This is a genomic window from Microbacterium pygmaeum, from assembly GCF_900100885.1.
Classification (GTDB): Bacteria; Actinomycetota; Actinomycetes; order Actinomycetales; family Microbacteriaceae; genus Microbacterium; species Microbacterium pygmaeum.
The window spans coordinates 318141-338364 of the sequence record NZ_LT629692.1 but is presented as its reverse complement, the minus strand read 5'-3'; the positions used below and the strand labels follow the sequence as shown (position 1 = coordinate 338364).

Here is a 20224-nt window from a genome sequence, read left to right as displayed (position 1 = left end):
TGCGCTCGCCGGGCGCGACGGTCCGGCCCCGGAAATCCGCGGATCGATGCCATCTCGCGCGAGAGCGAGAAGGAGTTATGACACGGTCGGCGTCTCCGACCCGGTCGGCGTCGCGACCCCCAGGGCCTTCGGCTTGCGTCGCGCCAGCCGCGCGACCCCGGCGTGCGCCAGCCGGTCGGCGATCAGGATGCCGAGCCCGGTCCCGATCACGCAGCTGGCCAGGGTCAGCGCGAAGAAGCCGATCTGCGACCACACCGGCATCGCCCACAGATTGAACGATGCCGCCGCGAGGATCGGATAGACGACGCCGACCACCACCGCGCCGGCGTAGTGCTGCCAGACGCTCCAGAACCGGTAGATCACGATCAGGAACGGAAGCTCGGCGAAGAACGCCCACCACAGGTTCGTGAACAGGTACGGGAAGACCACGAGCCCGGACAGCAGTCCGACCAGCAGCCCGGCAAGTGGCCGCTGCAGCAGACGCAGCGCGACCACCGCAGGAACCAGCCACAGTCCGGCCAGGGCGACCGAGATGAACGGGACCGTGGCGAACAGCAGCGTCGAGAGCCCGGTCGCCCCCCACAGGAGTATCCCGCCGGCGACGCCGATCGCCGCACACGTCAGCAGGTAGGCCGTCGACACGCGGCTCATGCCGATGCCTCCACGTTCGACGCGATCTGCGACTTCGGGGTGGGCGAGGCGGCCCCCACCCGCCAGTACCCGCAGAAGCTCACGAGATCCTTGTCGAGTCCGCGCTCGGACACGAGATGCCGGCGCGCCCCGGTCGGCAGACTCTGCTCTCCGACGATGTAGGCGTGGAAGGGGGATGCCGGAAGCGCGGCGTCCGGCATCGCCGCCAGCGCGGCCAGCGCGAGGGAGCCGGGCTTGTCGTCGTGGTGGGTGTCGCCCGCCGAGCGCACGATCCACTGCACCTCGATCCCGGACGGCCGGGCGAACTCGAGGGCATCCTCCTGCGCGGGAACCTCGATGATCACCAGGCCCGTCGCGGAGGCGGGCAGGCTCGCGCAGATCGACGCGATCGCCGGCAGCCCGGTCTCGTCGGCGATCAGGAGGACCTGCTCCGTGCCGCGCTCGGGATTGAAGGCGAGGCCCTCGTCGATGATCACGACGCTCTCGCCCGGCGCGCAGGTCTCCGCCCATCGCGACGCCGGCCCCGCGGTGCCATCGGCCGCAGACCCGTGCAAGACGAAGTCGACGTCGAGCTCGGCGGCGCGTCCGTCCGCCGCCGGCCGGAACTCGCGCACCGAGTAGTTGCGCATGACGGGTCGCATCCCGTCGGGGATCCGCAGGTATTTCAAGTACCCGAACAGCTTGTGCGCCTTGGCGGGAAGCCGCTCGAGCCCGGCGTCGCCGCCGAGCGGGAGGAAGATGCGGAACCACTGGTCGTAGCCCATCGGATCGAACCGCTCGATCTCACCGCCCCCGAGCGTGACTCGCATCCAATGCTGCGAGAGGCGCTGCGTGCGCAGCACCGTCAGGTGGATGAGGCGCTGAGTGGCGGGCTTGACGAGACGGCTGGCCTGGGCCATGAGAGCTCCGATCGAGGGGTGGACGAGGCGGGATGCGTCGGTCAGCCGAGTCCCCACGGGAACAGCGCGACGAAGATGACGGCGGATGCTGCCAGGAACAGCACCGCAAAGACGACGTCCCGCGCGCGGAACGGAACGAGGTGCCGCTCGGTGCGGTCGGGGTAGGCGCCGAACGCTCGGGCGTCCATCGAGAGGGCGACCCGCTCGGCGTGCCGGATCGCTCCGGCCAGCAGCGGCACGATGTACCCGGTCCACCGCGCCGCCGTTGCGAAGGGGCCGCGGCCGCCGTGCGCGCCGCGCACGCGATGCGCCTGCCGGATCACCTCGAGCTCGTGCCCGAACCGCGGCACGAAGCGGAACGCGGCCAGCGCCGTGTAGCCGATCCGGTACGGCACGCGCAGCTGCTGGACCGTCGAGCGCACGATGTCGGGGCCGGTCGTGCTGAGCCCCGCCGGCAGGGCGAGGGCGATGATGGCCACGATCCGGAACGCGCTGGCGAAGCCGATCTCGAGCGCGCCGCGGTAGAGCGTCCATGCGCCGAGTTGTGCGACGACGGGCGTCGAATCGACCTGCGCCGCGTCGGTCCAGAGCGAGAACCCGACACCGAGGAGCAGGATGCCCAGCGGCACCGCGAGCAGCAGGATCGCGGCGAGCCGTCGGGTGAAGTTCACCCCGACCAGCAGCACAGCGTAGGAGAGCGCGAGGAAGGCCGACGGCGTCGCGATGTCGCGGACGAAGACGAGCAGGACCATCGCCGGAACCGGCGCCAGCAGCTTGACGAGGGGATTGAGACCGTACAGGAAGCGCAGCGGCGGAGCGGGCACGCGATCGGCGTACGGGTCCACTGCCGACCCCGGGATCTCGGCGGCGACCGCCGGCTCGGCGCTCACGCGACCCACCCCGCCGCCCCCGGCAGGTCGGCCAGCCGGGTGATGCCTTCGAGGGACGGATGCCGCGGCACGGCGTGCAGGGCGCGGGCGAGCGGCGGCAGGCGCAGCCCGGCACACTCGATCAGGTGTTCGTCGGCGAAGAGCTCCGACGTGGGGCCGGAGGCGATCACGCCCCCCTCGGACAGGACGATCATGCGGTCGGCGTACTCGCTCACCAGTTGCATGTCGTGGGTGACGACGACGATCGTCGTGCCCTCGCGATTCAGGTCGCGAAGGAGCGCGAGCAGCTCGTCGGCGCGCGCGCGGTCCTGACCGAACGTCGGCTCGTCCAGCGCCAGGACTGGTGCGCCGGCGACCAGCGCCGTCCCCACGGAGAGCCGGCGCTTCTGCCCGCCCGAGAGCAGGAACGGGTGGGTGGCCGCCTTCGCCGTCAGACCGAACCGGTCCAGCAGCGTCTCCGTGCGTTCCCGGACCTCATCCTCGGATCGGTGCTGCAGGCGCAGGCCGTGGGCGATCTCGTCGTAGACCGTGTGCGCGATGAACTGATGCTCTGGGTTCTGGAACACGAAGCCGACGTGCCGGGACATGGTGCGGGCGTCGGCTCGCCCGACATCGATGCCGTCCACGGAGACGCTGCCGCGCGGCGGGGTGATGACGCCGCCGATGGCCTGGATCAGCGTCGTCTTGCCTGCGCCGTTCGCGCCGACCACGGCGACGAACTCGCCGCGACGCACGTCGAGGTCGATGTCGTGCAGCACCGGGGTTCGCCGGCGATGCACCGTGAGGCCGCGGACCGAGATGATCGGGGGGTTCGTGTCGTCTGGCTCCGCTCGCGCGGAGACCGGACGCGCCGCACCGACGGAATGCGCCGCGACCGGCGGCAGACCGTCCAGCGCAGCACGCAGTTCGCCCGGCGTCAGCGGCAGCGGGTCGAACGCATAGCCCGCTTCCCGCAGTCGCAAGGCGGCCAGTGTCGAGGTGGGCAGCCACACGCCCATCGTGTGCAATTCGTCGGCGCGAGCACGAAGCACCTGATCGACCGTTCCGTCCGCCGCGAGTCGCCCGTCCTGGTCGAGCACCACCACCCGATCGACGAGTCCGACCGCTGCGTCGAGATTGTGTTCGACGAGGAGGATGGCCCGGTCACCGTCGGCGACCAGGTCTGCCAGCGCCGCGTAGACGTCCTCGATGCCCTGCGGGTCGAGGTTCGCGGTGGGTTCGTCGAGCACCAGCAGGGGCGAGCCCATCGCGAGGGCGCACGCGATCGCGAGCCGTTGTCGACCGCCGCCGGACAGCCGATCGGGATTCTCGGCGCGTCGGTCCCAGAGCCCGACGCGGCGCAGCGCGGACTCCGCGCGCGCGAGGACGTCGGCGAGCGGCATCCGCAGGTTCTCGGGTCCGAAGGCCACCTCATCCAGCAGCGTGCCGGTCACCAGCTGCGCGTCCGGGTCCTGGAAGACCATCGCCACCCGTGTGCTGAGTTGGGCGACGGTCGTGTCGGATGCCGCGCGCCTGCCCACCTCGATGGTCCCGGCGACCTCGGCGGGTACGGCCTGGGGAATGAGTCCGTTCAGGGCGAGCGTCAGCGTGGACTTGCCGGATCCGCTCGGGCCCAGCAGCAGCACGACCTCACCCGGGGAGACATCGAAGGAGACGGATGCCGGGGTTGCGGCGTCCTCCCCCTCGTGCGTGATCGCGAGGTCGCGGACACGCAGCAGCGGCTGGACGGTGCGGGCCGCCGCGAGCGCGGCGGACACGTCACGCTCTGATGCGGTCACGGGATCATCTCGGAGGAGGGACTGAGTCTCCCCTAACTTAGCCCACCCTTACCGAGCGGCCGGAAGCGTGTCAGCGAGCGGATCGGCGTGGAACACCCGCGCGACGCAGCCCCGCGCCGATGGCCAGGCCCACAGCGGTCCAGGCAACCGGGCCGAGCACCGACAGCACGAGGTAGCTGATCTGCAGCCACACCGGGAACCGGGCCAGGTCCGCGGCGAAGAAGACGACGACGGCCACCAGCACGCCGATGATCCCGCCGGAGATGAAGAATCGCCACGGCCCCCACACGCGGTAGCGGGTGAGTGCCGCCACGCCCTCCTGGATGGCGCCGAACAGGAGCGCGGTGCCGATGAACCTCGGCGCCCACGTCGGGTTGAACGCGCTGGCCACGAGGGCCGCGAACAGGTGCGTGATGATCGCCACGAACGGGCGGCGGAGGGCTTCCTGGGCGATGATGCCCGGCAGCACGTGCGACCCGAGCAGCAGGCCGTACAGCGGTGCGAAAGAAAGGAGCACCACCGGGGTGAGCCACCCGGCGATCCCGCCGACGATGCCGGTTGCCACGCCGATCGCCGCACAGGTGAGCAGAACGCTCGTCGGCAGGCGTGATGACATGGCCACCTGCCAAGCGTAACGTTTGCTCTCTCATCTGATTCTCACACAGGGAGGGTCGCTGTGAGTGGCCTGAGAGTTACGTTGGCATTGGCTGCGCGCCGACGATGCCGCGCGGTCTCCTCTCACACTCACCTCCCCGGGAGTCCACACATGGGTCGATATTCCGTGCGAGCAGCAGCGGTCGTCACACTCGCCGCTCTGTTCACCGGCTCTGCAACATCCGCCAGCTTCGGCGCGACGCCCGCAGGGGAGGTGACACCCCCGACCCCCATCGATTCGCCTACCGGCTCGTACATCGTGCTCCTCGAAGAAGAGCCCGCGGCGGCCTATGACGGCGGCGAAGCCGGCCTCGCGCCGACCAAGCCAGAGGCCGGCCAGAAGCTCGATACGCAGTCCAGCAAGGTGCAGGAGTATGCGTCGTTCCTCGAGGATCGGCAGCAGGAGGTCGCGGCCGCCGCCGGCGTCGAGACCCAGGCGACGTACCAGATCACCCTCAACGGCTTCAGTGCCGCGATGTCGCCAGAAGAGGCCGCGAAGGTCGCCGGCAGCGACGGCGTCAAGGGCGTCTACCCCGACGAGATCCGTCACCCCGACGCCGTGCCGTCCACCCAGTTCCTGGGCCTGGAGGGCGAGGGAGGCGTGTGGTCGGAGCTCGGCGGAATCAGCGAGGCGGGCAAGGGCGTCGTCGTCGGCGTCGTGGACACCGGCATCGCCCCGGAGAACCCGTCCTTCGCCGGTGAGCCTCTCGGCACCGATCCGGGGACGGGTGAGCCGTATCTCGACGGCAACAACGTCGTCTTCGACAAGGCCGACGGCAACCAGTTCATCAGCGCCCGCGTGAGCGGTGAGGACTGGAGCGACGACGCGTACTCGACCAAGCTGATCGGCGCGCAGTACTTCTCCAGCGGTGCCGCCGCGGCCGGTTTCGACTTCGGTCCCGACTACCTGTCGCCGCGTGACGGCGACGGACACGGCTCGCACACCGCGAGCACCGCGGCCGGTGAGAACGGCGTCGCGGCGAGTGTGTCCGGAACGGACTTCGGTCTCATCTCCGGGGTCGCTCCCGCCGCCAAGGTCGCCGCGTACAAGGCCTGCTTCGTCGGTCCCGACCCGCTGGTCACCACCGACGACATCTGCGCGCTGAGCGATCTGCTCGCCGCCATCGACGCCGCCGTGAACGACGGCGTCGACGTCATCAACTACTCCATCGGCGGTGGCGCGGCCACCACGACGTGGGCACCGGACGACCAGGTGTTCTTCAACGCCGCCCTCGCGGGCGTCTTCGTCTCGGTGAGCGCCGGCAACGACGGACCCGACTCCGCCACGGCCGATCACGCGTCACCCTGGTACACGACGGTCGCGGCATCCACGATCCCCACCTACGAAGGCACGGTCCAATGGAACGGGCAGCAGGCCGCAGGCGCCACCGTCTCGGTGCCGTTCGGTGAGACGGTCACCGGCGAGGTGATCTACGCGGGGGATGCCGCGGCGGCGGACGCCAGCGTGGCCGACGCGAGCCTCTGCTTCCTGGATTCCCTGGACCCCGCGAAGGTCGGCGGCAAGATCGTCGTCTGCGACCGGGGCACGAACGCCCGCGTCGAGAAGTCCGAAGCCGTCGCAGCAGCCGGCGGTATCGGCATGGTGCTGGTCAATGTCGTTCCGGGTTCGCTGGACAACGACTTCCACTTGGTGCCGACCGTCCACATCGACGCGCAGTACCGTGACGCGATCATCGCGTGGGCCCGTACCGCCGGTGCCACGGTGTCGCTGGTCAGCGGCAACACCACCGGCGTCGTCACGCCGACCCCGGTGATCGCGGGCTTCTCCAGCCGCGGCCCGATGCTCGCCGACGGCAGCGACATCCTGAAGCCGGACGTCACGGCGCCCGGTGTCGCGATCCTCGCGGCCGCGCACAACGGTCCGGCCGAGGAGCCGACGTGGGAGTTCCTCTCGGGCACCTCGATGTCCTCCCCGCACGTGGCAGGTCTGGGGGCGCTGTACCTCGGCGACAACCCGCTGGCTACGCCGGATGAGGTCAAGTCCGCGCTGATGACCACCGCGTACGACACGGTCAACAGCGACGGCTCCACCAACACCGATCCGTTCGAACAGGGTGCCGGCCACGTCGACCCGACGAAGTACCTCGACGCGGGGCTTCTTTACCTCAACGGGCCCCGCGACTGGGCGGGCTTCGTGGAGGGCCTTGGCCTTGCCGACTTCAACGGCATCGAGCCCGAGGACTACATCGACGGCAGCGACCTGAACCTCGCCTCCATCGCGATCGGCACGCTGTCCAAGCAGCAGTCGGTCACCCGCACGGTGACCGCCACCACAGGCGGCACCTACACGGCCGACGCGTCCATCCCGGGCGTCGACGTCACCGTCGAGCCGTCGTCGTTCACGGTCGCAGCCGGCGAGGAGGCCACCTTCACGGTGACCTTCAACAACAGCTCGGCTCCGGTCGAGCAGTGGGCGACGGGCTTGCTCACCTGGACCGGCGACAACGGGATCACGGTGCGCTCGCCACTGGCCGTCCAGCCGGCGACGGCGGATGCTCCGGCCAACGTCACCGGCCAGGGCATCACCGGCAGCACGCCGGTGACGATCGAATCCGGCATCACGGGTGATCTCGCGCTCAACCTGACCGGACTCGCGCCGGTGACGCTGCTGACCGACCCGGACAACCCGGTCGCCGGGCATTCCGGCAATGAGCAGTCCGGCGACGAGAACGGAGACGTGACCTGGTTCGTCGACGTGCCCGAGGGTGCGACGCTGGCCCAGTTCATCCTGGACTCGTCGGACGATGCCGGGAGCGACCTCGACCTCACGGTGTACCGGGTCGTGAGCCGTGAGGACACGTCGTACTACCAGCGCTGGGCGTCGGCGACGGCATCCGCGGACGAGCAGGTGACGATCCCGGACCCCACGGCAGGCGTGTACCTGATCGTCGCGAACATGTATTCGACGCCGAACCCGATGACCTGGGACATGACCGCAGCCGTGGTCAGCCCCGGCGGAGAGGGCTCGTTCACCGCGACCCCGAACCCGCTGTCGGTGGTCAAGGGAGCCACGGCGGAGTACACCCTGTCATGGACCGGCCTGCAGCCCGACACCGAGTACCTCGGCGTCGTGCAGTACGGCGACTCCTCCGTCCGTACGCTGCTGACGGTCGACGCGGGTCCGGCGGCGCCGGTGGCCACCACCGCACCGACGGTGAGCGGCACCCCCAAGCTGGGCAGGACGCTGACCGCTGAGCCGGGGACGTGGGATCCGGCAGACGTGCAGCTCGCCTACCAGTGGCTGCGAAACGGCGAGCCGATCGACGGTGCGACCGCGACGACGTACAAGGTGGTCCGGGCCGATGTCGGAACGGCGCTGTCGGTGCGGGTCACGGCGACCCAGACCGGCAACATCAACCCCGGTGTGGCGGTGTCCGGCGAGGTGTTCGTCAAGACGGCCTCGAGCACCAAGGTCACGATGAACCGCTACGTCGGCACGTCATCGCAGGACTACACGGTGACCGTCGCGGTCTCGGCCGCCGGTGAGACGCCCGCGACCGGCACGGTCGAGGTGTGGGTGGACGCGAAGAAGTACACCGGCACACTCGCCGACGGCGCGGTGACGTTCGCACTGCCGAAGCAGTCGCGAGGCGTCCACGTGGTGGTCGCGAACTACACCGGCAGCGACACCCGCGAGGGCTCGACGGGAATCTCCGGATTCCTCGTCACCCGATAACGGGAATGCAACGGAAGGGCGCCCGGGCTTCGGCCCGGGCGCCCTTCCGTTGCCTCGGCCACAGCCGAGGCGAGATCAGATGTGCCGGCGGCGACGGGTGAGACGGACGCCGGGCAGTGGCGGTGCCGGGATGCGCTCGTCGCCGTGGTCGATGACATGGCCGAACCGCGCAGCGCTGCCCTCCCAGGCATCCCTCGCCTCGACGATCTCCTCGTGCGTTCGCCCCACGAAGTTCCACCACATGACGATCTCGTCCTCGAACGGCTCGCCGCCGAGCAGGAACACGACGGCGTCCTCCTCGGTGGCCACCTCGACCTCGGTCCGCCCGATGCCGAGGTAGAGCAGGTGTCGGCGGTCCAGATCGGTCGCTTCCGATTCGTCGGGGCCGGTCGTCACCGCGACGACCCCTCCCACGCCCACGAGTGCGTACTCCCAGTCCTCGCGCAGCGGCAGACGGATGCGGGAGCCGGCCGGCATGCGAATCTCGGCTCCCACGATCGGCGTGTAGGCGCTGGCGGGAGAGATGACCCCGGCGAGCTCACCGAGGACGACCGTGGCCTCGGCACGCGGCGATTCGTCGACCGGGTCGGACAGCGCGATGACCGGCAGCTGATCGTGCCGCTCGAAGGCGGGCACCCCGTGGCGTCGCGATTCGGGAAGTGCCACCCACAGCTGCAGCGCATCCAGCGGGACGGCTTCATCGCCCAAGGAGTACTCGGAGTGCGAGATCCCCGCGCCGCTGGTCATCAGGTTCAGCGCGCCGCGGGTCACGACGACGTCGCTGCCGACCGAATCGCGGTGCCGGACGTCGCCGACGAACGGCCAGGTGACCGTCTGCAGGCCGATGTGCGGGTGCGGCTCCACGCGCATGCGCGTCTCCTGCGGACCGAACCGGTCCAGGAAGCACCACGCGCCCACCAGCGGGAGGTCGCGCTGCGGGAGCGCACGGTGCACCTCCATCCCGCGGACTCCACCCAGCGGAACCTCGCGGAACTCCAGCAGCAGCGCCCGCGGTCCGTCGCACGCCTCCGGCGCCTCGGTGTCCGGCGGCGCGGCCAGCGCCGCTGGGGAGTCCAGCCTGGTCACGCCCGCGGTCCTCCGGGCCAGTCGATCACCGCGCCGGCGACCTCGTTCCGGCTGAGGTACTTCTTCACGAAGGGGCACAGCGGCACGATCGTCTCACCGCGCGCGGTGACGTCGGCGAGCGCCTCGCCCACGAGCGTCCCGCCCAGACCCTGGCCGCCGAACGCCGGATCCACCTCGGTGTGCGGAAAGACGGCACGCCGCTGCGCGTCGATCTCGAACTCCGTGAAGCCGCCCAGCTGGTCGCCCACCCAGATCTCGTACCGCGACTTCTCGTCGTTGCGGACGACCCTCTTCTCGCTCTGCTGCGACGTCGTCTCGGTCGTGGAATCGTTGCTCATCAGCATCCCTTCGTCCCTGCATTCAACGTAGGCGGGCACCTCGCATTCCACCAGGCCTGGCAGACTCGGACGATGCCCGCGTCACTGCTCGAGCGCGCCCCGCTCGGGGCCGACCCCGATGCGGTGTACGAGGGCTTCGTGGAGTGGGCCGCCGACCAGGGGCTGCGGCTGTATCCGGCCCAGGACGAGGCGGCCATCGAGATCGTCTCCGGCGCCAACGTGATCCTGTCCACGCCGACCGGCACGGGCAAGTCGCTCGTCGCGATCGCCGCCCACGCCGCGTGCCTTGCCCGCGGCGGCCGTTCCTACTACACGGCGCCCATCAAAGCCCTCGTGAGCGAGAAGTTCTTCGCGCTGGTGGACATCTTCGGTGCAGCCAACGTCGGCATGGTCACCGGTGACTCGTCGGTCAACGCCGACGCCCCGATCATCTGCTGCACCGCCGAGATCCTCGCCAACCTCGCCCTGCGCCAAGGCGCCGATGCGAACGTCGACCAGGTCGTGATGGACGAGTTCCACTACTACGGCGATCCCGATCGCGGGTGGGCGTGGCAGGTCCCGTTGCTGCTCCTGCCGCGTGCCCAGTTCGTGCTGATGTCGGCGACCCTCGGGGACGTGACGGACATCGCCGCCGACCTCTCACGGCGCACCGGCCGCGAGACGGCGCGCATCACGGGCGTCGAGCGGCCGGTTCCGCTGCATTTCTCCTACGCGCGGACGCCGGTGCACGAGACTGTCGAAGAGCTGCTGACGTCGGGCCGGGCGCCGGTCTACGTCGTGCACTTCTCTCAGGCGGCGGCGATGGAGCGTGCGCAGGCGCTCTCGTCGGTGAAGGTCGTCTCCCGCGAGCAGCGCGACGCGATCGCCGAGGCGATCGGCGGGTTCCGGTTCACGACCGCATTCGGCCGCACCCTGTCGCGGTATGTCCGTGCCGGCATCGGCGTGCACCACGCGGGCATGCTGCCCCGGTATCGGCGGCTCGTCGAGACCCTCGCCCAGCGCGGCCTGCTGCGTGTGATCTGCGGCACCGACACCCTCGGCGTCGGCATCAACGTGCCCATCCGGACGGTGCTGATCACCGCGCTCACCAAATACGACGGACAGCGGATGCGCCAGCTCAGCGCCCGCGAGTTCCATCAGATCGCGGGGCGGGCGGGGCGCGCGGGGTACGACACCGCCGGCACGGTCGTGGTGATGGCGCCCGAGCACGAGATCGAGAACACCGTCTCGGTGGCCAAAGCGGGCGATGACCCCAAGAAGCTCAAGAAGATCGTCCGCAAGAAGGCTCCTCAGGGCTTCGTCAACTGGGGCGAGGCGTCCTTCGAGCGCCTCGTCGCCGCCGAGCCCGAGCCGCTCGAGCCGCACCTGCAGCTGAGCGCCGCGATGCTCATCAACGTGATCGCCCGCGGCGGCGACGTGTTCGCCAACGTGCGTTCGCTGGTCTTCGACAACCACGAATCCCGCGCCCGGCGGTACGAGCTCGCTCGACGCGCGATCGCGATCTTCCGGACGCTCGTGGCCGCCGAGGTCGTCACGGTGTCGCCCCCGGACGCCTCCGCCGTCGCGAACCGCCCTTCCGGCGTCGCGGAAGGCCGCCTGGCGACAGGGGAGCAGTCCTTCGACGGGCCGCGCATCCGCCTCACGGTCGACCTGCAGCCGAATTTCGCGCTGAACCAGCCGCTGTCCCCGTTCGCGCTCGCCGCCATCGGGCTTCTCGATCCCGAGGTGGAGACCCGGCACGGCGGCGCGGCGGCCGACGCGCCAGGCAGCGCGGGTTCCGGTCACTACGCGCTCGACGTGGTGAGCGTCATCGAGTCGACCCTCGACGACCCGCGGCCGGTGCTCAGCCAGCAGCAGTTCCTGGCGCGGGGCGAAGCGGTCGCGGCGATGAAGCGCGAGGGCATCGAATACGACGAGCGCATGGAGCTGCTCGAAGCGGTCACCTATCCCAAGCCACTGGATGAACTGCTCGCCCAGTCCTACGAGGTGTTCGCCTCGAGCCAGCCGTGGATCCGCGACTTCGAGCTGTCGCCGAAATCGGTGGTGCGCGACATGTTCGAGCGTGCACTCTCGTTCGCCGAGTTCATCTCCACCTACACGCTGGCCCGAAGCGAGGGGCTCGTCCTGCGCTACCTCAGCGACGCCTATCGGGCGATCCGCCAGACCGTGCCCTCCGAGGCGCGCACGCCCGAGCTGCTGGACATCATCGAGTGGCTCGGCGAACTGGTGCGTCAGGTCGATTCGAGCCTCGTCGACGAGTGGGAGAGCCTCATCAATCCGGTGCTCGACCCGACTGCGCCGGTCGTCCCGCCCGCACCTGCGTCGGTGCTCACCAATCGCCGGGCGTTCCTGGTGCTCGTGCGCAACGAGCTGTTCCGGCGCGTCAGACTGGCGGCGCTGCAGCGCGACGACGAGCTGAACGAGCTGGACCCCGACGTGGACTGGTCGGCGGCCCTGGACGCGTACTTCGACGAGCACGACGAGATGCTCACCGGCGGGCCGGCCCGTTCGCCGCGGCTCGTCGCGGTGGATGAGACGGATGCCGCGGCATCCGGTCTCTGGCGGGTCGAGCAGACGATCGATGACCCGGCGCAGGATCACGACTGGCGCATCCGCGGCGAGGTCGACCTCGCCGCCTCCGAAGCGGAGGGCGCCGCGATCGTGCGGATCACCGAGGTGGTCCGGCTCTGAGCGCGCACGGGCGAACGTGTCGGTCGCGCGGGCTACCCTTGGGTCGGTGAGCATCCCGACCGGCGACCCGTATGCGGATGTCGTCTGGGACGACGCCGACGCTCCTCCCGACGAGTGGGAGCCACCCGCCGAGGGATGGATGCCGCCTCCCGATGACGCCGCCTTCGCCGGGGCGCCCGGGGCTCCCGCATCCGCTCGACGATCCGATCCGCCCGCCGTTCCCCGGGCCACCCCCTCCCGCTACGCCACACCTGCCGAGGCGTTGCACACGGTCTTCGGCTACGACGCGTTCCGGGGCAATCAGGCTGCGGCGATCGATCAGCTCGTTGCCGGCGGCGACGCCGTCGTGCTCATGCCCACCGGCGGCGGCAAGAGCCTGATCTACCAGATCCCGGCGCTCGTGCGGCCCGGCACGGGCCTGGTCGTCAGCCCGCTGATCGCGCTCATGCACGATCAGGTCGACGCGCTGACGGCCAACGGCGTGCGCGCCGCCTATCTGAACTCGACCCAGGCGCCTGCCGAGCGCGCCGCCGTCGAACGCGCATACCTGTCGGGTGAGCTCGACCTGATCTACGTCGCACCGGAGCGCCTGTCCAGCCCGGCGACCCGCGGGCTGCTCCAGCGTGGAACGCTCAGCGTGATCGCGATCGACGAAGCGCACTGCGTGTCGCAGTGGGGCCATGACTTCCGGCCCGACTACCTCCTACTGGGCGATCTCGGTGAGCAGTTCCCCGGCGTCCCGCGCGTCGCGCTGACCGCCACCGCCACAGCGGCGACCCACCGCGAGATCACCGAGCGGCTGAAGCTGCCCGCCGCCGAGCACTTCGTCGCGAGCTTCGACCGCCCGAACATCCAGTACCGGATCGAGCCGAAGGTCGAGCCTCGCAAGCAGCTGCTGGCGTTCATCCGGTCGCAGCCGGAGCGCTCGGCGGGCATCGTCTACGCGCTCAGCCGGAAGAGCGTCGAGCAGACCGCCGAATATCTGCGGACCCAGGGCATCGACGCGCTGCCGTATCACGCCGGCCTCGAGGCGGGCATGCGCGCGCGGCATCAGGCACGCTTCCTGCGTGAAGACGGCGTCGTGATGGTCGCCACGATCGCGTTCGGCATGGGCATCGACAAACCCGACGTGCGTTTCGTCGCCCACATCGACCTGCCCAAATCCGTCGAGGGGTACTACCAGGAGACCGGCCGCGCCGGCCGCGACGGCGAGCCGTCGGTCGCATGGATGGCGTACGGCCTCGGCGACGTCGTCCAGCAGCGCCGCATGATCGACCAGTCACCGGGCGATCGCACGTACAAGCTGCGACTCGGGCAGCATCTGGACGCCATGCTGGCGCTCTGCGAGACGGTCGGATGCCGGCGCCAGAACCTGCTCGGATACTTCGGGCAGGACTCGGGTCCGTGCGGCAACTGCGACACGTGCCTGGAAGCACCCGAGACCTGGGACGGGCTCGTGCCGTCCCAGAAGCTCCTCTCCACCATCGTCAGACTCCAGCGCGAGCGCGGCCAGGCGTTCGGCGCCGGCCACCTGGTCGACATCCTGCGCGGTGCGTCGACCGACCGCATCCGAGAGCAGGGGCACGATCGCCTCACCACGTACGGGCTCGGCGCCGATCTGTCCGACCAGGATTGGCGCAGCGTCATCCGGCAGCTGCTGGCCCGCGGCATCCTCGTGCCGCAGGGTGAGTACGCCACCCTCGCCCTCGGTGAGCCGGCGGGAGCCGTGCTGCGCGGCGAGGCCCCAGTGCCCCTCCGGCGCGATGTGCTCGGGCGCGGTGGCGCGAGCGCGGGCGGCAGCCGTGCCCGCAAAACCGCCTCGGATGCGGTGGATGCATCGAACCGTCCGGTCTTCGAGGCGCTGCGGGAATGGCGCGCCGGCGTCGCGAAGGAGCAGGGGATGCCCGCGTACATCGTGTTCGGCGACGCGACCCTGCGCGCCCTCGCGGAGCACCGGCCGGCGTCACTGGCCGATCTGGACGGCATCACCGGCATCGGCGCGAAGAAGCGCGAGGCCTACGGTGCCGCGGTGCTCGCGGTCGTGGCCGCCGCGTACTGACGATCGATTCGTTGAAAACCTAGCGGCCACTAGGTTTATGATGGCGGCATGAGCAATGACGCCGCTGATCCCCGACCCTGGTTCGACTCCGCCCGCTCCGCCGAGGAGCGCATCGAGCTCCTGCTGGCCGAGATGACGCTGGAGGAGAAGGCCGGCCAGCTCTTCCACGCGATGATCACCGCGGGTCCAGGCGGAACGCTTGCCGATGCGGAGCCCGCGTTCGGCCTGCCCTCCAACGACGCCTTCATCGGCGACCTGCACATGACGCACTTCAACCTCTTCGGCGCGCAGGATGCGGCATCCGACATCGCCCGCTGGCACAACGCGCTGCAGGAGCGCGCACGGCGGACGCGGCTCGGGATCCCGGTGACGATCTCGTCCGATCCCCGCAACCACTTCAGCGACAACCCTGGGGCGGCGATCCTCTCCGGCCCGTTCTCGAAATGGCCGGAGACGCTCGGTCTCGCCGCCATCCGCGATGCGGATCTGGTCCGCCGCTTCGCCGACGTCGCGCGTCAGGAGTACACCGCGGTGGGCATCCGAGTGGCGCTGCACCCGCAGGTCGACCTCGCGACCGAGTCGCGCTGGGCGCGCCAGCTGCAGACCTTCGGCGAGGACGCCGAACTGACCGCCGAGCTGGGCGCGGCCTACATCCGGGGATTCCAGGGCGAGCACCTCGGCGCCGCGTCGGTGGCCACGATGACCAAGCACTTCCCCGGAGGCGGACCGCAGAAGGACGGCGAGGACCCGCACTTCGACTACGGCCGCGAACAGGTCTACCCGGGCGGGCAGTTCGACCTGCACCTCGTCCCCTTCGAAGCGGCGTTCGCCGCCGGCACGAGCCAGATCATGCCGTACTACGGCATGCCGGTGGGCACCGAGCACGATGAGGTCGGGTTCGCCTTCAACAAGTCGGTGATCACCGGGCTGCTGCGCGAGCACTACGGCTTCGACGGCATCGTCTGCGCCGACTGGGGTGTGATCAACGACCGGCCGATCATGGGCCACCCGTATCCCGCCCGCGCGTGGGGGCTCGAGCACCTCTCGCCGCACGAGCGCCTCGTCGCCGCGCTCGACGCCGGCGTGGACCAGTTCGGCGGGGAGTTCTGCCCCGACCTGGTCGTCGATGTGGTCCGCGACGGCCGGGTGTCGCAGGAGCGCATCGACGTCTCCGTCCGACGGCTGCTCCGCGAGAAGATCACCCTCGGCCTCTTCGACGACCCGTTCGTCGACGTCGACGCCGCGGACGCCATCGTCGGCAGCGAGCCGTTCCGCGCGGCGGGCGAGGCTGCGCAGCGCGCATCGATCACGGTGCTCACCAATCAGCCGGGGGCCTCGGGCGCCCCGACGCTTCCACTCCCTCCCGGACTCAGCATGTACGTCGAGGGTATCGATTCGGCCGTGGCCGGCGCCTACGGCACCGTCGTGACCTCGCCCGCCGACGCCGACGTCGCGATCCTGCGCCTGCACGCTCCCTACGAGCTGCGCGGCACTCCCTTCGAAGACCACTTCCACGCCGGGTCGCTCGACTTCCCGAGCGACGTGCTCGCGCACGTCGACGAGATCGCGGCGCAGGTGCCCACGATCGTCGACGTGTTCCTGGACCGCCCGGCCATCCTCGAGCCGATCGTCCACTCGACAGCCGCCGTCGTCGCGAACTGGGGCGCGAGCCCGGGGGCTCTGCTGGACGTCCTGACCGGCGTCGCCCCGGCGCAGGGCAGACTGCCGTTCGATGTGCCGCGCAGCATGGCCGCGGCACAGGCATCCCGCCCCGACGTTCCCTTCGACACCGAGAACCCGCTGTTCAGCTTCGGGCACGGCCTCACGCTGTAGCGCTATCCCCTCGGCGGGAAGGTCCGCACCCGCTCCACGCGCAGCACGTGCGGCAATGCGGCGATGTCGCGCACGCCGCCCGCCGAGGGCAGCTCGTACACATCGAGCATGAGCTGCACGGGGTAGTCGATGCGCTGCGCGACCGTCTTGACCCAGCGATGATCGATGAAGAAGCGGATGCCGTCCGCCGACCACTCGACGGCATAGTCGTGGAACTCGGTGAGATCGCCCTCCACGCGCACCTTCTCGAAGTCCTCGTGCAGCCGCGGATCGTGCTGCGGCTTGAGACCCACCCCCACCCAGCCGCCGGACTCGTCCAGGTCGGCGCCGAAGATCTCCGCGATGCAGATCTCACCCGACTGCTCGGGCTCCTCCTCGAAGCCGATCGGCCACAGCGCCACCATGGCGGCGGGGTGACGCACCGCCGCCATCCGGACCTCGATGACGCCGAAGCGCGGCAGCAGCAGCCGGCGTTCCGGCTGCGCCTCGCGGACCACCAGTCCCTCGCGGAACCGGTGCTGACCGCGACCTGAGCCGACCGGCCCGGACAGCTGCCCGGTCTGCAGGTGCGAGACCCGGACGCCGCCGTCGAACTCGGGTGACCAGGCCGGCGTGGTCTCCTCGATGCGCAGTTCCAGTCCGGCCGGACCCAGCTCGTACCGTGCCGCAGTGCGCTCCCGCGATGACCAGTGCGGCAGGTAGTGGGGCCACCATGAAGTCTCATCGAGGACGCCGCCGTCGAATCGCTCGTCGAAGTCGGCCACGCGCCCGTCCAGGTCCAGCGGCGAGAGGTCGAGCACCCACGTGTGGAAGGTGAGCTCGCCACCGCGCCAGGGCATCGTGCCTCCACCCCGCCGGCTGAAGCCGGCCGTGCGGCAGAGCGCATTGGAGGCGCCGTTCTCGGCGCCGGGGTACGCGACCAGCAGGTCGCGGTCGCCGGTCGCGGCGATACGCCGGATGACCTCGCGCAGCGCGGCCTTCGCAACTCCTCGGCCCTGCCACTCCGGGTAGACGTGCCAGCCGGTCTCGTACGCCGGCACCCCGTCGTGGTCGACCTGCCACCAGCCGATGCCGCCCGCCGACTGCCCGTCCGCGTCTATGCGGAACATGTGCGCCTCACCGCTCGCGTTCAGCCGGAGGTAGCGCTCCTGGCGCTCGACGAGCTGCTGGGCGGACTCCGGGCCGCCGAGGAAGGCCGTCATCTCGGGGGTGTTGGCCCGCTCGAGCTCGGGCAGGTCACCGGGTCCCCACGCCACGAGGCTCACATCCATGTCGGCTCCTTCCGCGCCGCCATTGTCGCCGCGCTGTCGGGACCGCACAATCGCCTCGTCCGACGCGGTCCAATGGTGTTGGATGAATCGTCCAACGGACTTCGATGCTGCTTGTGGAAGTCCTACCGTGGGAGGGAACCTCTTCCCCCTTCCATCCCGTCGAAGGATGCAGCATGGCCGACGCCGCCGTCCGTTCCACCAAGCCCGCCACCAGCAAGCGCACGCCGGCCGGCGGCGCTCCCACCGCAGCGCACACTGCGGCCGAGGCATCCGAACCCCGTATCGACGTCGATCAGGTCACCGACCTGCTCCTGGGCACCTGGGCGGACACCCGGCGCGAAGCGCGCGAGATGATCAAGGACCCCGCATTCTGGCGGGTCGACGGCCAGAGCATGGCGGAGCACCGCGAGCGCGTGCTCAGCCAGCTGCACCTTCTGGTCGACCAGGGCGGCGTGCACCGCGCCTTCCCGAAGGCGTACGGCGGCGCCGAGGACAACGGCGCGAACATCGCCGGTTTCGTCGAACTCGTCGCGGCCGACCCGAGCCTGCAGATCAAGGCCGGCGTGCAGTGGGGACTCTTCGGGTCGGCGGTGCTGCAGCTGGGCACCAAGGAGCACCACGACAAGTGGCTTCCCGGCATCATGAGTCTTGAGATCCCCGGCGCCTTCGCGATGACCGAAACCGGTCACGGATCCGATGTCGCGGCCGTCGGCACCACCGCCACCTACGACCCCGAGACCGAGGAGTTCGTGATCCACACGCCGTTCCGGGCGGCGTGGAAGGACTACCTCGGCAACGCCGCGCTGCACGGCGTCGCGGCGACCGTGTTCGCACAGCTGATCACGAACGGCGTGAACCACGGCGTGCACTGCTTCTACGTGCCGCTGCGCGATGAGCACGGCCTGTTCCTCCCCGGCATCGGCGGCGAGGACGACGGGCTCAAGGGCGGCCTGAACGGCATCGACAACGGCCGGCTGCACTTCGACCAGGTGCGCGTTCCGCGCACCAACCTCCTGAACAAGTACGGCGACGTCGCCGCCGACGGCACGTACTCCAGCAAGATCTCGAGCCCGGGGCGCCGATTCTTCACGATGCTCGGCACCCTGGTCCAGGGCCGGGTCTCGCTGGACGGCTCTGCCTCGTGGGCATCGGCGCTCGGTCTGGACATCGCGATCACGTACGCGAACCAGCGTCGACAGTTCGACTCCGGCGCGGGGACCGACGAGGTGGTGCTGCTCGATTACGGCAAGCATCAGCGCCGGCTGCTGCCACGCCTGGCGACCACGTACGCGTCGATCTTCGCGCACGACGAGTTCCTGCAGAAGTTCGACGCCGTCTTCAGCGGCAAGGCCGACACCGACGGCGACCGCGAAGATCTCGAGACTCTCGCCGCCGCACTCAAGCCGCTGTCGACGTGGCACGCGCTGGACACGCTCCAGGAGGCGCGCGAGGCATGCGGCGGGTCGGGGTTCCTCGCCGAGAACCGCCTCGTCGGCCTCCGCGCCGACCTGGACATCTACGCGACGTTCGAGGGCGACAACAACGTGCTGCTGCAGCTGGTCGGCAAGCGACTGCTCAGCGACTTCGCGAAGCAGTTCAAGGGGGCGGATGCCGCGACCCTGGCGAAGTTCGCCGTGGGTCAGACCGCGGGCCGGGTGTTCCACGGCGCGGGTCTTCGCCAGCTCGGCCAGACCGTGAGCGATTTCGGTTCCACCGCCCGCGCCGTCGAGCGGGGCCTCCGCGCCGACCAGCAGCACGAGCTGCTCGCCGGCCGTGTGCAGCAGATGGTCACCGACGTCGCGGGACGCCTGCGTCCGGCATCCAAACTGTCCCCGACCGAGGCGGCGGCGATCTTCAACGCCAACCAGTCCGAGTTGATCGAAGCGGCGCGTGCACACGCCGAGCTGCTGCAGTGGGAGGCGTTCACCGACGCCGTCGACCGGATCGAGCACGAGGGCACGAAGCGCGTGCTGACGTGGCTGCGCGACCTGTTCGGCCTCGGACTCATCGAGAAGCACCTCGCGTGGTACCTGATCAACGGTCGGCTGTCCGCGCAGCGGGCGGGCGCGGTCTCGTCGTACATCGACCGGCTGTGCCTGCGGCTGCGTCCGCACGCGCAGGACCTCGTGGACGCGTTCGGGTACGAGCCCGAGCACGTGCGCGCCTCGATCGCGTCGGGCGCCGAGCAGCAGCGCCAGGACGAGGCCCGGGAGTACTACCGCGCCTTGACGGAGTCGGGGAACGCTCCGATCTCGGAGAAGCTCGCGAACAAGCAGAAGTAGCGCGCAGGCGCCAGACCCGCGACTTGCGCCGAGACCCAGGTGTTACGCCGAAACCCGGGGCTTGCGCCGAGACCCGGGTGTCCGCGCCCGGGTCT

At 70.2% G+C, this 20224-nt stretch carries 13 protein-coding genes; 5 read left to right on the top strand and 8 right to left on the bottom strand.

Going from position 1 to position 20224, the window contains the following annotated elements:
• Positions 1–75 precede the first annotated feature (75 nt).
• From BLT19_RS01490 to BLT19_RS01470, 5 genes are all read right to left on the bottom strand, one after another.
• A complete protein-coding gene (locus BLT19_RS01490) occupies positions 76–651 on the bottom strand; it encodes an ECF transporter S component (protein WP_091485287.1) in 576 nt (191 codons plus the stop codon).
• Positions 648–1550, bottom strand: a complete 903-nt coding sequence (locus BLT19_RS01485) for a siderophore-interacting protein (protein WP_091485285.1) — start codon at positions 1548–1550, stop codon at positions 648–650. The genes BLT19_RS01490 and BLT19_RS01485 overlap by 4 nt, the downstream gene beginning before the upstream one ends.
• Positions 1551–1591: 41 nt before the next feature.
• Positions 1592–2440: an energy-coupling factor transporter transmembrane component T gene (locus tag BLT19_RS01480; RefSeq protein WP_407939806.1), complete on the bottom strand. Its 849-nt coding sequence runs from the start codon at positions 2438–2440 to the stop codon at positions 1592–1594.
• The gene (locus BLT19_RS01475) at positions 2437–4218 is read right to left on the bottom strand and encodes an ABC transporter ATP-binding protein (protein ID WP_091485283.1); all 1782 of its coding nucleotides are present in this window, start codon (positions 4216–4218) and stop codon (positions 2437–2439) included. The genes BLT19_RS01480 and BLT19_RS01475 overlap by 4 nt, the downstream gene beginning before the upstream one ends.
• A gap of 70 nt (positions 4219–4288) precedes the next feature.
• Positions 4289–4834: an ECF transporter S component gene (locus tag BLT19_RS01470; RefSeq protein WP_407939805.1), complete on the bottom strand. Its 546-nt coding sequence runs from the start codon at positions 4832–4834 to the stop codon at positions 4289–4291.
• Between the two features lie 150 nt (positions 4835–4984).
• Between BLT19_RS01470 and BLT19_RS01465 the strand changes: the two genes are divergently transcribed.
• Positions 4985–8569: a S8 family serine peptidase gene (locus BLT19_RS01465; protein ID WP_091485278.1), complete on the top strand. Its 3585-nt coding sequence runs from the start codon at positions 4985–4987 to the stop codon at positions 8567–8569.
• 75 nt (positions 8570–8644) lie between these two features.
• Here BLT19_RS01465 and BLT19_RS01460 read toward each other — a convergent pair whose 3' ends face one another.
• The gene (locus BLT19_RS01460) at positions 8645–9655 is read right to left on the bottom strand and encodes a pirin family protein (protein WP_407939804.1); all 1011 of its coding nucleotides are present in this window, start codon (positions 9653–9655) and stop codon (positions 8645–8647) included.
• Positions 9652–9993, bottom strand: coding sequence for a GNAT family N-acetyltransferase (locus BLT19_RS01455; protein ID WP_091493072.1), 342 nt, complete (start codon positions 9991–9993; stop codon positions 9652–9654). The genes BLT19_RS01460 and BLT19_RS01455 overlap by 4 nt, the downstream gene beginning before the upstream one ends.
• A gap of 72 nt (positions 9994–10065) precedes the next feature.
• Here BLT19_RS01455 and BLT19_RS01450 point away from each other — a divergent pair, with 72 nt between their 5' ends.
• The 3 genes from BLT19_RS01450 to BLT19_RS01440 all read left to right on the top strand — a co-directional run bounded on the left by BLT19_RS01450 (position 10066) and on the right by BLT19_RS01440 (position 16576).
• The gene (locus tag BLT19_RS01450) at positions 10066–12684 is read left to right on the top strand and encodes a DEAD/DEAH box helicase (RefSeq protein WP_091485276.1); all 2619 of its coding nucleotides are present in this window, start codon (positions 10066–10068) and stop codon (positions 12682–12684) included.
• A gap of 139 nt (positions 12685–12823) precedes the next feature.
• Complete coding sequence (gene recQ, locus BLT19_RS01445) at positions 12824–14743, top strand: DNA helicase RecQ (RefSeq protein WP_231917914.1); 1920 nt, start codon at positions 12824–12826, stop codon at positions 14741–14743.
• Positions 14744–14791: 48 nt separating this feature from the next.
• Entirely contained in the window at positions 14792–16576 is a 1785-nt protein-coding gene (locus BLT19_RS01440; protein WP_091485271.1) for a glycoside hydrolase family 3 protein, read from the top strand.
• A gap of 2 nt (positions 16577–16578) precedes the next feature.
• On the opposite strand, the gene BLT19_RS01435 is transcribed toward BLT19_RS01440, so the two are convergent.
• Positions 16579–17847, bottom strand: a complete 1269-nt coding sequence (locus BLT19_RS01435) for a GNAT family N-acetyltransferase (protein WP_157681727.1) — start codon at positions 17845–17847, stop codon at positions 16579–16581.
• Between the two features lie 173 nt (positions 17848–18020).
• Here BLT19_RS01435 and BLT19_RS01430 point away from each other — a divergent pair, with 173 nt between their 5' ends.
• Complete coding sequence (locus BLT19_RS01430; RefSeq protein ID WP_091485266.1) at positions 18021–20129, top strand: acyl-CoA dehydrogenase family protein; 2109 nt, start codon at positions 18021–18023, stop codon at positions 20127–20129.
• Positions 20130–20224 lie beyond the last annotated feature (95 nt).